The sequence below is a fragment of the Streptomyces sp. NPDC001513 genome (assembly GCF_042894695.1).
Classification (GTDB): domain Bacteria; phylum Actinomycetota; class Actinomycetes; order Streptomycetales; family Streptomycetaceae; genus Streptomyces.
This window is the reverse complement of sequence record NZ_JBIAVU010000018.1, coordinates 1-14831: the sequence shown is the minus strand read 5'-3', so window position 1 is coordinate 14831 and position 14831 is coordinate 1. Positions and strand designations below refer to the sequence as shown.

Below are 14831 nucleotides of genomic sequence, written 5' to 3'. Positions count from 1 at the left end.
ATGTACTTGAGTGGAGCGGGGCACGAGCAGGGGCAGGGGCGGGGGCACGTCCTTGTGGTGGCGGGTGATGTGGCCGTGCGTCGCCGTGTGGTGCAGGTGGCGCCGAGTGCCAATGTCGCGGCTCTTGCGATGGTGCCGGGTTCGGTGTTGCTGGGGAGCGACGTACCGTGTGACACGGTGTGTTTGGACGGGGCGCGTGACCCGAATACGGTGCTGACGCGGTTGCGGGCGGCTGCTGCGACGCGTGGGCCGTTGCTGGTCTATCTCTCGGGGCGGCTGACGGTCGATCGCCGTGGCGGTGGGTTGTGTTTCGCGCTGGCCGGGGCGACGGCGGGAACGGTCCGTTACAGCGCGTTGCCGTGGGAATGGTTGGGTGTTGAGCTGCGGGGGCGTCCGGCGGGGCTGACCACGGTGGTTGTCGATCTTGTTGCGGACAAGAGTGCGTGGCCGTTGCTTCAGGAGAGCGGTGGTTTGCCGGATTCCGGGTCGGCGGAGGTGTACGGGGTGGTCTGTCCGCCGGCTTTCGCCCCGGCTGCGGTGGGCGCTGCGGTGAGCGGCTACACCCGGCATTGGATTGAGCAGCTGCGTCGCGGGCCGGGCCGGCCGGCCAATGTGCAGGTGCATGCGCTCGCGGTTTCGGCGGCGGCGTTGCCTCCGGGAACGCTGGTCCTGCCGACCGCGCGTGAGCTCGGCATGCGCTCCGGCCCGCAGCACGAACCCCAGCATCCCCCACAGGCACACCACCCCCAACAGCCACCACACACCAACCCGTCACCACACCTTCAGCAGTCCCCGCATCCCGAACAGCCGCAGCAACCCGCGCCGGCTCCTCCTGCGCGGGGCTCGGTGTCGGTGTCGGTTTCGGAGTCCGGGATGGATTGGGGTGGGGGTGAGGATCCACGGCCGTCCATCCATGCTTTGGCTGTGGCCGGTCGTCATGGGGAGGCGGCCGGGCTTGCCCGGGTGTGGGAGGAGCATGCGCTGCAGACGTGCGGGCAGGGATCCTCGGAGGCCATCGGGTGGGCGGAGATCCGTGCGGATCTGGCGCGGATGGCGGGTGATTTCCCTCTGGCGACCCGGTTGTGGATGGGTGTGGGCCAGACCCGTCTGACGCGTGAGGGTGCCGGTGGGCTGGAGGTGCATGCCGCGGCGGCCGGCGCCCTGTACTGCTGGGCGCAGTTGAGGGACCGTGCTCTCGTATTGGAGTTCGGGCCTGACCTGGTTGCCCTCCTGCGGGTCCTGCCGCTGCCGGATCCTCGCCATCTGCGTTTGGCCGAGCAGCGGCTGGACGCGCTGCGCACCGCCGACCGCCCCGGCGTCCTGCACCCCTAGTCACGTTCCTTCGGATCACCTCGCTGTCCGGATGAGGTGGCAGCGAGGTGGGGTCCGGCTCCGATGGCCGGGGTGGCACGGCCTAGTTGTCGAACCAGACGACGAGCCGCACGTACTGGGGACCGTGTACGTCGGCGAGGGCCTTCATGGTCGCCCAGACCGGGGTCCACTCGCCGTCCTCGCGCACCGCTTCCCGGCGCGTCATGCGGCTCACCCGCATGATCTTGCCCTCCTGTATCCACTCGTCGCCTTCGGAGCGGCCGGCGAGGTTCTGGAACGTCTTCCCCGACTCGTACCAGCCGTGCTCGACGCTGTACCGGTACTCGCGCACGCGCGCGTCGAGGGTGAGCGCGGGCTCGTCCCAGTCGACGGCGGTCAGTTCCGCCCACCCGATCCAGGACGCGCTGTGAAAGAGGTCGGGTGCGTCCTCGTACTGGCTCCGGACCTCGGCGGTCACGTCGGGCGGCAGCCCACGCCCTTCGGCGAGAGGCCGGAAGCCGGCATGGTTGCGTACACCGAACAGACAGCCGAAGGCGTCGTAGCTCCGTCCGCCGTACAGCAGATCCAGGTCGATGGCGGCATGCCAGCTCGAATCCTCCTCGTCAAGGTTGCCGTACGTGCCCCGACACTCGATGAACCCGTGTATTTCCGCTCCCATGACAACGGATTCTCGCGTGCGGAGGCATGGCCGCCCAAAGCAGTTTTCCGCAGCCTGTCCCCGTGCGGACCCAAGATCCGCACGAGACGGCCCAGCCCCTGGGAACCGGATCGGATCGGACCGGATCGGAACAGGACATGTACAGCTCGCCCTGGGCGGTGGCGTTCTTCACCCCGGTGAGAGTGGGTGTGGTGGTCATGGGGTGTGGCGGAAGCGGCTGCGGTACTCGGTGGGGGTGGTGTTCAGTTTGCGGCGGAACGCGCGGATGAGGGTATCGGGGGTGTTGAAGCCGCAGGCTGACGCGACGCGTTCCAGGGTGTCGTCGGTGGATTCGAGGTGGTTGCGGGCCACCTCGACGCGGGCTGCCTCGATGTAGGCGGCCGGTGTCGTGCCCAGTTCGGTCTTGAAGATGCGGGTGAGTTGCCGTTCGCTGACGTGGGCCTGCTCGGCGAGGTCGGTGACCGTGAGCCGGCCGGCGATGTTGCCGGTGATGTAGTGGCGTATGTCGTCCATGCGCCGGGTCGTGGAGAGCGGCTCGATCGGGACGCTGAACTGACTCTGCCCGCTGGGGCGCTTGAGGTACATGACCAGCTGCCGGGCGACGCGCAGCGCGACCGCCTCGCCGAAGTCCTCGGCGACCAGCGCCAGCGACAGGTCCAGACAGGCGGTGATTCCGGCTCCGGTCCACACGTTCTGGTCGCGGATGAAGATGGGGTCGGCGTCGACCTCGACGGCCGGGTGGTCGGCGGCGAGCTGCTGCGCGGTCGACCAGTGGGTGGTGGCACGTCTGCCGTCCAGGAGCCCGGCGGCCGCCAGCAGGTGCGCCCCCACGCACACTGACGCGATACGCCGGGACCTGCCCGCCAGTTCCTTCACCCAGTGCACCACGGCCGCATCGGTGACGGCATGGACGCGCGACTGGCCGTCGACCTCGACCGAGCCGGGAACCATGAGGGTGTCGATACTGCGCGCCGCGGCCTCCTCGAAGGTGAGATCGGGCAGGATCCGCACCCCGGCGGACGTGGTGACCGCCTCCATGGTCTCGGCGGCCAGCACCACGTGGTAACCCTGCGCGCTGCCGGTCTCTCGCCGCAGCAGGGCGAACACTTCCGGGGGGCCGGTGACGTCGAGCAGGTCGACGCCGTCGAAGAGGAGTACGACGAAGAGCCGGTTCAGGGTGCTCACAGGGATGTCCGTCCAGTCAGGGCCAAAGCCGAAGCCGAAGCCGAAGGCACAGGCCTGGGCAGGGGCGAGGGCGAGAGCGAAGGTGTGGGTGGGGTGGTCGCACGACATCACAGTGGTGTCGGTATCTGCAAGTTACGTGACATTGCCGCCATGCGGGTGGGGTTCGTAGCGTGGTTGGTGCGCCACCGCGTGTGGCGCCATTCCTACTCTCTTCCGATACGCGAACCGAAACGGTGCGGCATGTCTTCGACGACCCTGCGTGAACTGAACGGCTTCGACCAGAGCCCGGCCTCCCTGGCCGCGGCGACCGTGGTCCTGATCGATTACCAGAACACCTACACCCGTGGTGTGATGGAGCTGGAGGGCTGGAAGGAGGCGCTGGACGCCGCCGTCGAGCTGCTGGCCCGGGCCCGGGAGGCGGGCGCAACCGTGGTCCACGTCGTCAACGACGGCGGTGAGGGCACCCCGTACGACATCCGGGCCGAGATCGGCCAGATCCACCCGGCCGTGGCACCGGCCGAGGGTGAGCAGGTCGTCGTGAAGACCACCCCTGACGCCTTCCACGAGACGAACCTGGGCGAGGTCGTCGACCGTGCCGGGAACACCGACCTGGTCCTCGCCGGGTTCATGACCCACATGTGCGTGCAGTACACGGCGGCCGGTGCGTTCCTGCGAGGCAACCGGCCCACCGTGGTCGCGGACGCCTCGGCCACCCGCCCGCTGCGGGCCGCCGGTGTCGAGGTGTCGGCCATCCAGCTCCACCACGCGGCGCTCGCCACGGTCGAGGACCTGTACGGCGTGGTGGTGCCGTCCGTAGCGGCCCTGGGCTGACCGGCGGCCGGTTTCGGCGCGGCCCGCCCCCGCCGCCTCTCTCCGGCTGCCGGAGGTGAGCGGGGGCCCTGCCGTCGGGGGAGACGCCGCAGGCGGCGCCTCGCCCGGGGGTGCCGGACGTCATGCTTGCCCTCCCGTGTGCCGGGGGTCAGCGGGCGAGCAGGAGTTCCTTCAGGAGTTGTGCGGTTGCCCGGGGGAAGGCGGTGTTCCCGTTGTGGCCGCCGGGGAACTCGACGGGCTCGGTGCCCAGTCGGGCGGCCAGTGCCCGAGCGCAGCGGTGGGTGTGGACGGTGGGGCGGGTCGTGCGGCCGGTGGCCGCGATGATCCGTGCGCCGGCCAGGGCCGCGGCCCGCACCGGCTCCGCCGCACCGATCGGGTCGGTGGTCAGAGCCGTGAACTCCGTCTCGATGAAGAAGCGGAAGTTGGCCTGCCGGCGGGGTGTCAGCGGCTGGGGGGTGAGGTTCTCCTCGGTCTCGTCGTGCGCCGCGTCGATGCCGAGGTGCGCCGTGATCGCGGGGAGGGCAGCTGTCAAGCCCCCGGCCGCGTAGGCGACTTGGATGGCCGTCAGCTCGCCGGTGTGCTCGGCGCACTCCGCCGCGGGCAGCAGGCCAGGCATCACCGGCTCGTGTGCGATCAGCGTGCTCAGCAGGCCCGGATGGCGGACCGTGGCCTGCAGGCCGATCGCCGCGCCCATGCTGAACCCGGCCATCAGGGCCGGCCCGTCGGTGACCTCGGCGAGCAGGCGGGCGACGTCGTCGGCGTGGTCGGCCATGGCGAGGGGCCGGGTGGGGGAGTCGCGGGTGCTGCGCGAGAGGCCGCGACGGTCGTAGGTGACGACGGTGAAGGCGTCGGCCAGGTGCGGGACGAGGTCGGCGGTGCGGTCCGCGTCGCCCTCGCCGCTCTGGGACAGGAGCAGGACGGGGCCGCTGCCCTGGGTCTGGAAGTGGAGGGTGGCGCCCGGGACGGGGAGCGTACGGACAGTGGTGGCGGCCGTGGCCGGCGTGCTCGTGGCTGTGGCTGTGGCTGTGGCCGTCGTGGTCGTGGTCGTGATCATGGTGAATCCCCCTGTGTGTGCCGGTTGTTGCCGGTTATCGCCTGTGTCGGTGAGCGGCACCCCGACCGTAACCCATCCCAATCGATGCATCAAGATAGATGCATCGATTGGGATGTACTGTGGGGGCGTGAACGGAGTCGAACTGTTCCTCCTGGGACGCACCCTCATGAAGATCGGCGAACAGGCCATGCCGCAGGCGGAACCGGGCACGCCCGGCTCGCACCGTGCGGTCGCCGTCGTCCTGGGCGACCTGGTCGCCAACCCCGCGACGACCGTCGGTGAGATCGCCGGCCGGACCGGCCTGCCGCAGAGTCAGGTCTCCACCGCTGTCGCCCGCCTGGAGCAGGCGGGCGCCATCGACACGGAGCCCGACCCGGCCGACCGTCGGCGCCGCCTCATCCGGCCCGCCGCGAAGCCCTCCGCCCGCCTCACCAAGGTCCGCGCCACGACCATCGACGACGCCCTGGCCGCCGCGCTGGCCGGCCCGGACGGCGCCGCCGCGCAGCCCGACACCGTCCGAGAGGTCGCCGAGGCCCTCGACCTGCTGGCCCGCCGGCTCACCCCCTCGGTCGCCGCCCGGGCCCGCGCCCTCGACGCCACCCCACCCCCCTCACCCGGCGCCCCGCCCACGCCGTAGCCGTCACGGGGCCGCGGCCCGGCCGCATTGGGGCACGCGTTGACCGCTCAGCCGGCCGAAGAGCCGGTTGTCCAGACACTGCGTCAGATACGGCACTCCCTCGGTGTCACCCGAGCCGCGCGCACTGCCGAGCATCCGCGTCGCGAGACTGCGGTGCGTGGACTTCCACCGCTGGTGCCGCTCCTCCAGCCCGCCCAGGGCGGTGTGGAATCGGTTCCAGTCCGTCCAGCTGAACCGAGCCCTGCGGCGGAGGTCGAGGTACGCGTGCGTGACCGTGTCATGGCCCGCGTCCTGCGCCTGGGCCCGTACGGCCGGAACACTCGTGAACGCCTCGGATCCCAGACGCTCGGCGTGCGGGAGGCCGCACAGGATCTCGAACCGCTTGTACTGCTCGGACTGAATGGCACTCGCGCCCTGAGTAAACTCCCGGAACCCGTGGAAATGCTCCGGCCGCATCGTCGCGACCAGCCTGAACAGCGCCGAAGCCCGCTCGAACGAGGCGGCCGCCCGGTCCACGCACGCGGCCGCCGGCTCCAGACAGCCGTCGCGCAATGCCGCGATCGCCGCCGTCATGTCCTGCGCGATCGCCGTGAACACCATCTCGTGGGCCTGCAGCGCACGCATGAAGAAGTACTCGTCGTGCAGCACGTACACGGGCTGCACCGTCATCTCGAACCAGCGCCCCGCATCCGTCGCGGCAGGCCCCGGGAGCAACTCGGCGGCCCGCAGGCTGAGATCCTCGACGTCCAGCCCGTCGTGGTCGTGCGCCACGAACCGCAGGGCGTGCCGCAGACGCTTGCGCAAGGTCACCGCCCCGGGCCGGTCCCGGTCCGGATCCGTGTCCGGGCCCCGGTCCTCGTCCGTGTCGGCGTCCGCGCCTGCCGGTTCCTGTGGTGCGGCCGCACTCCGCGCCTCGAAACGCACCACGTCGGAGATGAGCCAGGTCGCCAGCCGGCTCGGCCCCGGCCCGTGCCCCGGCTCGTCCGAGATCAGCTCCAGCAGCGGCAGGGAAAGGTACGTCCGGTTCCAGTAGCGCTCCTCGTGCTTGTCGAGCAGGCAGTCGAGAAAGGCCCGCAGGAAAGGCCGGCGGTCGGTGGTGTGCCGGCGGCGGATCTCACTCAGCTGAAGCAGGAACGGCTGCGGCAGAAAGTGCTTCCCAGCCCGCCTCACCTCCTCCGTGATCACCCGGGCCAGGTGAATCCCGTCCAGATCACCGTCGACCTGCCCGGCGGCCGCCCACCGCTCCACTTCCTCGAACGTCAACGCGCACGGACCGACGCGAGGGCGATCGGCACACTGGTGTCCACGGCATTCGGAATTCATCACCCATCGACTCCTCACGCGCTCAGGCGGGCCTCACACACTCCGGGTGAGGCAGGAGCTCTCAGTAGGCGCGACCGAACCTCCGCACGTCATGTCTCGAACATTCGTGACTTGACACCCCGCCCCGCACCCCGCACCCCGAGCCCCGCCGCGTCCCGACGCGCCCGCCACATCCGCCACCGTCCGGTCCGCCGCCCCTCGCGGCCGGGGCGGCGGACCGGCGCTACCCCTGCGACCTGCGGATACGCGGTAGACACCGCAGACGCCACGCCTCCTCCTGGCCGCCGTGGTGGTGCTGCTGCTGACCGCGGTCATCCTGAGTGACCTGTTCCCCCTGTACGCCGGGACGCGGGCCCACTCCCTGCTCGACTGGGAAGGTGGCTTCGCCTCCGCTTCCACGGACGACTGGGACGCCGCCTACGCCCGCTACCGGCGCGCCTGGACCTTCCCGGGCCCGGGCCTGACGGGGGTCAGGGCTGCCGGCGGCCCGGTTCCGGCCCGGCGTCACCGTGGGCCCGCATCGACAGCGGTGCGATCCTGCCGAGCACCACCAGCCGGTGGCGTACGGCCATCACGGCCACCGCCGTCACGGCGATGACCACCCCGCCCAGCTGCAGGATCGCGTCGTAGGCCTCCTCGGGCGACCGCTGCGGCGTCATCGCCGAGATCGCCGCCGCCGCCCCGGCCAGCGCGATCGCACCCAGCGTGACCAGGAACGTCAGCAGCACCCCCGAGGCCTCACCCGCCCGCTCCGGCGCTACGACCTGCTGTGTCGCCACGCTGGAGAAGGTCCAGCCCAGCCCCAGCCCCAGCCCGCACCACGCGAACACCGGCACGTACAGCCACCAGGCGCTGACCTGCGCCAGCGCGTACATCCCCGTGCCCGCGACCGCCCCGGCCAGCGCCATCACCGCGGTCGGCCGCATGTGGCGGGCCAGCCGCGCCCCGAGCGGCCCGCTGAGGGCCACCAGCAGGGCCGGGGCCAGGAACACCGTGCCGGCCAGGAGCGGCGAGAGCCCGCGTACATCCTGCAGGTAGAGGGTGGCGAGGAAGACGGTCACGCCGTAGCCCATGTTCGAGAGCGAACCCATCCCGGTCACCAGGACGTAGGGGACGTTGCGGAACAGCCGCAGATCGATCAGCGGGTGCCGGGCCAGCCGCTCCCGCACCACGAACAGGGCGCCGGCCACCACCGCCAGCGTGAAGAGGCCGAGGGTACGGGCGCTTGCCCACCCCCAGGCGTCCCCCCGCTCCACGGCCAGGGTGAGCGCGGCCAGCGCACACACGATCAGCGCGCAGCCGGCGAGATCCAGCTCGCGCGGCGCCGACGTATCGCGCGAGTCCGGCACGTACACGAGAGCGGTGAGCAGCGAGAGCAGGCTCAGCGGCACCATCAGCCAGAAGATCCACCGCCAGCCGGGCCCCTCGGTGAACCCGCCGCCCACGAAGGGACCGAGCGCGGTCCCGATGTTCGCGACGCCGAACACGGCGCCCAGTGCCCGGGGGCGGGACTCCTCGGGAAAGGTGTTCGTGATCACGGACACCGACACCGGGAAGACGAACGCCGCGCCCACCCCCTGCGCGATCCGGGCCGCGACCAGCCAGCCCAGCCCGGGAGCCAGCGCGCAGCCCACCGAACCGGCCGTGAACAGGGCGGTCCCGGCCAGCAAGGTGCCGCGCCGCCCGAAGACGTCCCCCACCCGGCCGCCGATGATGAAGAAACAGCCGATGGCGAGCATGTAGGCGGACAGGGTCCACTGCGCGGCCGAAACCGTGACGTCGAGCTCCGCCGCGATACCGGGAAGGGCGAGGTTGAGGGCGAAGAAGTCGAGCTGGATGCAGAACAGCGCGACGGCCACCGCAACGAAGGCCCCAGTCCTCCGCGCGGCCGCCGAAGACCCAGCGCGCATGTGGGCGTTCCTCTCAGCCGATGCCGCCGGCACACCGCCCACGGCCGCACGCATGCCCCTCGTCCCATTGTGGAGCGGCCCGCCACAGCCCGCAGTCCGGCCACCCACCAGCACAACCAGAGCCACAGCGCAGCCGGAGCCGCACCGGGGGCAAGGGCCGGGGCCGCAGCTACCGCAGCCGTGGCCGGCGGGGCCCCACCTGGCCGGCAACCCGGCCGCACCACTCCAGCGGGCCTCCTGGCCGAGGCCACGACCCGCCACCGCTGTGACCGCCCGGCCTGAGGGTGATGACGGGCCCGGGTCTCGGCCGGGGGAGCAGCACAGGGCACAATCGCGGATTGTGACGATCACCGCGCGCGAACTCAACCGGGCAACCCTGGCCCGCCAGTTGCTGCTCCACCGCGAGCCGCTGACCGTACCCGAGGGGGTACGGCGCGTGGTCGCCCTCCAGGCACAGCATCCGGCCTCGCCCTACCTCGCCCTGTGGAACCGGCTCACCGCTTTCGCCCCGGCCGAATTCGACGCCGCCTTCACCGGGCGGTCGGTGGTCAAGGCCACCCTGATGCGGATCACCCTGCACGCCGTGCACGCCGAGGACTACCCGCTCCTGCGCACGGCGATGCAGCCCACGCTGTACGCCTCCCGGCTCGGTGCCCGCTTCGCCGCCGCCGGACTGAGCCCCGCCGACGCCGACGAACTGCTCCCGGAACTGTTGGCCTTCGCCCGCCTGCCGCGGACCTCGGCCCAGATGCAGGCGTGGACCGAGGAGCGGCTCGGCGCCGAGAAGAGGGACGGCGCGTGGTGGGGGCTGAAGGCGTACGCGCCCCTGCACCACGCCCCGACGGATGCGCTCTGGTCGTTCGGCCACCGCCCGTCCTTCATTGCTGCCACACCCGGACCGGTTCCCGCCGGGTGGACGGGGGAGTCCGAAGCACTCCAGGCCCTGATCCTGCGCTACCTGGCGGGGTTCGGGCCCGCCTCGGCCGCGGACGTCGCGCAGTTCGCCCTGGTGCGCCGCGCCTCCGTCCGTACGGCACTACGCGCGCTGGACGGAGCGGTCGAACAGCTCCAGGGCCCGGACGGCACCACGCTGTTCGACCTGCCGGGCGCCTTGCGGCCGCCGGCCGAAACCCCGGCCCCGCCGCGCCTCATGGCCATGTGGGACAGCGTCCTACTGGCCTACGTCGACCGCAGCCGCGTGATACCGCCCGCCTACCGTCCTCTGGTGATCCGCCGCAACGGCGACGTACTGCCCACCCTGTTGGTGGACGGCCACGTCGCCGGCGTGTGGCGCCCGCTGCCGGGCGGCATCGAGGCCACCGCCTTCCACCCGCTGTCAGCCGCCACTTGGCACGGACTCGCCGCGGAGGCCCACTCCTTGACCGCCCTGCTGGGCGAGCGCGAGACGGAGGTCTACCGCCGCTACCACCACTGGTGGGACAAACTCCCCGAGGCCGAGGTACGGATGCTCTGACCTGCGCGACCCCTGCCCCCGCCCCCGCCCCCGCCCCTGCCCCGCCATGGGTGTGATGTTCCGGGCTCCGTCGCTAGGGCACGGTCGTCGTGGCCGCGGCGCCGGAGTGCTTCCTGATGAGTTCGTAGGAGCCGAGGCGGTCACGGAGGTCGTGGACGGGGGTGGTCAGCATCAGCTCGTCCGCCCCGGTCTCGGCGGCCAGTCGCGCGAGCCGGTCGATGACCGTGCCGGGCGCCCCGACGGCCTGCTGCGCACGGAAACCCGCCAGCGCCTGACGTTCCTCGGCGGTGAAGGGGTGGGTGGCCGCCTGTGCGGGGGTGGGGAAGGGCATCTGGCTCAGTCCCTTGAGGAGCCCGGCCTTGACGACCTCCATAGGCCTCGCCCGCCACGCGGCTTCCTCGTCCGTCTCGGCGCACACCGTCTCCACACACAGCAGCACCCGGGGCTGCTCGCACCAACGCGAGGGGGTGAACTTCGCCCGGTAACAGTCCAGTACGGCCTGGGTGTTGTCCGGCCGGATGTGGTGGGCGATCGCGACGGGCAGGCCGAGGGCCGCGGCGAGAACGGCCCCTTGGGGGCTGGAGGCCAGCAGCCACGGCTCCGGCAGCGGGCCGAGCGCGACCTCGTCGACCAGGAACGACAGGATCGCGGCGACGTCCTCCTGGTACTCCTCGTCGGTGGCCGGCCCGGCACCGCGGCGAAGCGCCCGCGCGGTGGCCTCGTCGAAGGTGCCGGGACCGCGGCCGATGCCCAGATCGATACGGTCGGGGTGCAGGGCGGCCAGCGTCCCGTACTGCTCGGCCACCGTGATGGGCGCGTGGTTGGGGGCGAGCACCCCGCCCGACCCGAGGCGGATGCGCGAGGTCGAAGCGGCGGCGTGCGCGGTCAGGACGACGGGCGGGAACGCGCCGATCGCGGGGGAGTGGTGGTGCTCCGCGTACCAGAGCCTGCGGTAGCCCAGCCGTTCCACCCCCTGCGCGAAGGCCGCGGTGTCCCGCAGGGTCTCCACGGCCCGGGTGCCCGTCTGGACCATGGCGACTTCCAGCGCTGAAAGAGGTATATCGAGCATGCCGTCAGCATAGGGATCTTGCGCCTCGTCAGGGCGGCGACGATCTCTTTCCCGCCACGTGCGAACCGAGGCCGAGGAGCGTGCGCGCCGTCGACAGGCCCAGGTGCAGGCGACCTGTTTGCCTCGGCCGGAGTCCGCTGTGGTCCCCTTGCCGGTTCACTGCTCAGATGACCGGTTCGCCAATGCCCAGCAGGTTGCCCTCGCTGTCACGGAACCAGGCGCCGCGCTCGCCCCGGGCGCCCTTGCTCGGGTAGTTCCCCTCGATCTCGGCGATCGAGTCCCTCGTCGTGAACCCGGGCACGTCGACGTCCTCGAACACCACGCCCCGCCGCTTGAGCTCCGCGACCACGGCCGTGAGGTCGTCGACCTCGAACGCCATCTGCGTGAACGTACCGGGCGAGGCCCCCGTGGACCGGAACAGCACGAACTCCGCACCCCCGCACCGGTACAGAAGGCCGCCGGGCCGTTCGTCGACCGGCTCCAGGCCAAGCCGCTCCGCGTAGAAACGCCGTGCCCGTTCCAGATCCTGGGCGGGAAGCCGGGTCGCCACGCGCGCCCGGGCCAGAAGATCGCCGTTCACGTTCATCGCCCCAGTGTGCCTGCGCAACGGCCGCCACGAGCCGGCCGACGCGCCCCGGGGAACCCGGCCCGCGTGCGCTGCAGTCGGTCTGAGTACGGCGCGCACCCGCGAGCTGAGTACCCGCACGGCTGTGCCGGGCCCGCCGCACGGGTTGGATGTGGGGCATGAACGCAACCGCTCCCTCTACGCCGCCCCCGGCACCCGTGAACGCGAACGTGAACGTGAACGCGAGAAGGGACCGCACCCGTCTCTGGTCCGCCCTCGCCGCCGCCCTCTTCATACCGGCGGCCCTCGCCGCCGGCGTCCTGGCCCTGTCCTCCCCAGGAGCCTCGCGCTGTGTGACGTACGGGGAGCAGTGCACTTCCGGGCTTCCCGGTTCGCTGTTCCTGTGGAGCGCCAGCCTCGGCGCCGTCGCGTTCGCCGCCGCCCTGGCCGCTCCCGCCGGGCGGCTGCGACGGGCGGCCCTCGCCGCCCAGCTCCTCGCGGAATGCACCGGGCTGCTGGTCATCCTCAGCTACGCATGACCCGGTGGTCGGTTCGGACGGAGCCGACCGGATTCGAACCGGCGTCCTCGCGGTTTTGGAGACCGCGCGCGTCGACCTCTGCGCTACGGCTCCGTCCGCCCGGCATCCTAAGCCACCCCACCCGACCCGCCCCACCCCGACCTGATGCCCGTGCGGTCAGCGCAGCGTGGGGATCACATCGCGGGTCTCGTCGACCTCGATACCCGTGATGCGGCGGCCCGGCGCCCCCGCCGGCGTCTCGTCCGCACAGACGGTCCCGCGTGCGGGCAGCGCCAGGGTGGCGAGGTAGTCCGTGACCAGGGCGCTGACGCACGCACTGCGGTTGTAGGCGGTGTGTCCCTCGGCGTCGAACGTCAGCAGCCGCCCGGCCTCCAGCGTCCCGGCCAGGGCCACCGCGTCCTGGTAGGGGGTGTCCGGGTCCCCTGTCGTGCCGAGGACCAGAATCGGGGCGGAACCCCGCGCCCGGTAGGAGCCCTCGTAGCGGCTCGGGCGCTCGGCCGGCCACTGGGCGCAGGTCGGCGCGTGGTTGTGGTCGTAGGTGGGCGGCCCGAGCCCGATCGGGGGACCCAGCAACGGCGCCGACGCCACATGGGCACTGACCAGCGCGCCCAGGAGCAGTCGGCCGGCCGGGTAGACGCGGTCGGCGCACTCGACGGCCGTGTTCACGTTGAGGAAGTCGAACGACGCGGGGGAGGGCGGGTTCAGCAGGAACGAACCCTGGCGCGCCTGGGCCGCCCGCAGGGCCTGCCCCAGCTCGGGCCAGATCTCCTTGCCCGCGTTGATGTTGAACATCAGGCGGTACGCGAGCGTGTACCCCGTGGCCGGACGCCCGCTCGCGCTGATGACCGGATCCGCGTCCAGCGACCGCTTCAGCTCCTCGAAAGCCTGCCGCGGCCGCCCCTCGCCGAACCCGCAGGCGGCGGGGTTGTGCGCGCACCAGTCCAGGAACCGGCCCACCGCCGCGTCCAGGGCGACGAACTGCGCGGCGTCGTAGGCGTACGGCACGTCCGCGTAACGCCGCGGATCGTAGGCCCCGTCAAGGACCATGGCGCGCACTCGCCGGGGAAACTGCGCGGCGTAGACGGTGCCGACGTAACTGCCGAAGGACCGGCCGTAGAAGGAGAGCTTCTCCTCGCCGAGGGCCTGGCGCAGCAGGTCGAGGTCCTTGGCGTTCGAGGCGGTGCCGATGAACGGCACGAGGTCACCGGAGCGTTGCCGGCACGCGTTGGCGAAGTCGGCGCCTTGCCGGATCGCTGTTTGCAGGGCCCGCGGCCCGGGTACGCCGCGCGCGGCGTCGACGGCGGCCGCGTACTCCTTGTCGTCCCAGCACTCCACCTGACCGCTGCGCGCCACACCGCGCATGTCGTACCCGACGACGTCGAAGGCGTCACGCAGGGACGCGGGGAGCGCGGCGTAGCTGTTACGGGCGAAGTCCACACCGGAGTTCCCCGGCCCGCCCGGGTGCAGCACCAGGACGCCGGAGCGGTGGGCCGGCGCGGCCGCGACCCGCCGGGTGACTGCGAGAGGGATCGTGGGACCGGTGGGCCGGCGGTGGTCCAGCGGCACTTGGGCGGTCGCGCACTCGAAGCCGTCCGCCGGGCCGGCACAGGGCCCCCAGGACAGAACGGGCACGGGCGCGGCCGCGGGCCCCGTCGCCGTGGCGGCCCCGGGCGAGACCCCCAGGAGCGCGGCGACCGTGATCAGGACGAGGGAGATCCCCCACACAACTGGCTTGCGGGAGCCATCAGCCAAACGGGTCTGCATGCGGCGAACCTCCGTATGGGCGTTGCGCAACGGGCGACAACGTAGCCGCCGCCCGCCGCCCTGTCGTCCCACCAGGAGGTGATTCCTCCCTACCCCCACGGGTGGCGCCCCACTCCCACCACAGTGGTACACCCCCCGAAACCCCCCTGCTGCACCGTCCGTTCCCCGAGTGCGCTCAACCAGGCGCGTGCCGGTGTTCACGCGCCCCGGTGGTGGTGGGTGTAGGTGTCGGTGCCGGGTGTGTTGGTGATGCACTGCATCTCTGCTGTCTGGTGTTGCCACTGCGGCGCGTGAGCTGGGTGACCAGACGGGCACTGGGTTTTCTGTGTGCACGCGGGCCCGTGGCACCGCGGAACGGGCTGGTCTTGCCGGGCCCGTGCCTTGTGCTGTGTTTGCGGGGGTGTGGTGGGTGGTTGTCGAGGGGAGTCTGGCCCGTTCCCTGTTCCCTGTTCCCTGTTCCCTGTTCCCCGTTCTCCGTTTCCTGGTCTGT

At 71.8% G+C, this 14831-nt stretch carries 13 protein-coding genes and 1 tRNA gene; 5 read left to right on the top strand and 9 right to left on the bottom strand.

Features of this window, described 5'->3' with window-relative positions; genetic code table 11:
* Nucleotides 1-1332 carry a hypothetical protein gene (locus tag ACFYZ4_RS33475; protein ID WP_390785662.1) on the top strand — a complete coding sequence of 444 codons (1332 nt, stop codon included), beginning with the start codon at nt 1-3 and terminating at the stop codon, nt 1330-1332.
* 82 nt (nt 1333-1414) lie between these two features.
* Here the strand turns inward: ACFYZ4_RS33475 and ACFYZ4_RS33470 are convergent, their stop codons facing one another.
* Nucleotides 1415-1990: a hypothetical protein gene (locus ACFYZ4_RS33470; protein ID WP_390785661.1), complete on the bottom strand. Its 576-nt coding sequence runs from the start codon at nt 1988-1990 to the stop codon at nt 1415-1417.
* A 195-nt stretch (nt 1991-2185) separates the two neighbouring features.
* Complete coding sequence (locus ACFYZ4_RS33465) at nt 2186-3175, bottom strand: DJ-1/PfpI family protein (RefSeq protein WP_351300189.1); 990 nt, start codon at nt 3173-3175, stop codon at nt 2186-2188.
* 240 nt (nt 3176-3415) lie between these two features.
* Here ACFYZ4_RS33465 and ACFYZ4_RS33460 point away from each other — a divergent pair, with 240 nt between their 5' ends.
* Nucleotides 3416-4006: a cysteine hydrolase family protein gene (locus ACFYZ4_RS33460; protein ID WP_390785660.1), complete on the top strand. Its 591-nt coding sequence runs from the start codon at nt 3416-3418 to the stop codon at nt 4004-4006.
* 148 nt (nt 4007-4154) lie between these two features.
* Here the strand turns inward: ACFYZ4_RS33460 and ACFYZ4_RS33455 are convergent, their stop codons facing one another.
* A complete protein-coding gene (locus ACFYZ4_RS33455) occupies nt 4155-5060 on the bottom strand; it encodes an alpha/beta fold hydrolase (protein ID WP_390785659.1) in 906 nt (301 codons plus the stop codon).
* A gap of 127 nt (nt 5061-5187) precedes the next feature.
* On the opposite strand from ACFYZ4_RS33455, the gene ACFYZ4_RS33450 reads away from it, so the two are divergent.
* Nucleotides 5188-5697, top strand: coding sequence for a MarR family transcriptional regulator (locus tag ACFYZ4_RS33450; protein ID WP_390785658.1), 510 nt, complete (start codon nt 5188-5190; stop codon nt 5695-5697).
* Between the two features lie 3 nt (nt 5698-5700).
* On the opposite strand, the gene ACFYZ4_RS33445 is transcribed toward ACFYZ4_RS33450, so the two are convergent.
* Both ACFYZ4_RS33445 and ACFYZ4_RS33440 read right to left on the bottom strand, forming a co-directional pair.
* The gene (locus tag ACFYZ4_RS33445) at nt 5701-6960 is read right to left on the bottom strand and encodes a tryptophan 2,3-dioxygenase family protein (RefSeq protein ID WP_390785657.1); all 1260 of its coding nucleotides are present in this window, start codon (nt 6958-6960) and stop codon (nt 5701-5703) included.
* Nucleotides 6961-7490: 530 nt separating this feature from the next.
* Nucleotides 7491-8930, bottom strand: coding sequence for an MFS transporter (locus ACFYZ4_RS33440; RefSeq protein ID WP_351303894.1), 1440 nt, complete (start codon nt 8928-8930; stop codon nt 7491-7493).
* Nucleotides 8931-9270: 340 nt separating this feature from the next.
* Here ACFYZ4_RS33440 and ACFYZ4_RS33435 point away from each other — a divergent pair, with 340 nt between their 5' ends.
* Nucleotides 9271-10404, top strand: coding sequence for a DNA glycosylase AlkZ-like family protein (locus ACFYZ4_RS33435; RefSeq protein WP_390785656.1), 1134 nt, complete (start codon nt 9271-9273; stop codon nt 10402-10404).
* A 73-nt stretch (nt 10405-10477) separates the two neighbouring features.
* Here ACFYZ4_RS33435 and ACFYZ4_RS33430 read toward each other — a convergent pair whose 3' ends face one another.
* On the bottom strand, nt 10478-11473 hold the full coding sequence (locus ACFYZ4_RS33430) for an LLM class flavin-dependent oxidoreductase (RefSeq protein WP_390785655.1): 996 nt from the start codon (nt 11471-11473) through the stop codon (nt 10478-10480).
* Between the two features lie 163 nt (nt 11474-11636).
* Nucleotides 11637-12059: a VOC family protein gene (locus tag ACFYZ4_RS33425; protein ID WP_390785654.1), complete on the bottom strand. Its 423-nt coding sequence runs from the start codon at nt 12057-12059 to the stop codon at nt 11637-11639.
* A gap of 158 nt (nt 12060-12217) precedes the next feature.
* Here ACFYZ4_RS33425 and ACFYZ4_RS33420 point away from each other — a divergent pair, with 158 nt between their 5' ends.
* Nucleotides 12218-12577: a hypothetical protein gene (locus ACFYZ4_RS33420; protein ID WP_390785653.1), complete on the top strand. Its 360-nt coding sequence runs from the start codon at nt 12218-12220 to the stop codon at nt 12575-12577.
* Nucleotides 12578-12595: 18 nt separating this feature from the next.
* Here the strand turns inward: ACFYZ4_RS33420 and ACFYZ4_RS33415 are convergent.
* Nucleotides 12596-12670, bottom strand: a tRNA-Trp gene (locus ACFYZ4_RS33415).
* 63 nt (nt 12671-12733) lie between these two features.
* On the bottom strand, nt 12734-14341 hold the full coding sequence (locus tag ACFYZ4_RS33410; protein WP_390785652.1) for an alpha/beta hydrolase: 1608 nt from the start codon (nt 14339-14341) through the stop codon (nt 12734-12736).
* Between the last annotated feature and the right edge of the window lie 490 nt (nt 14342-14831).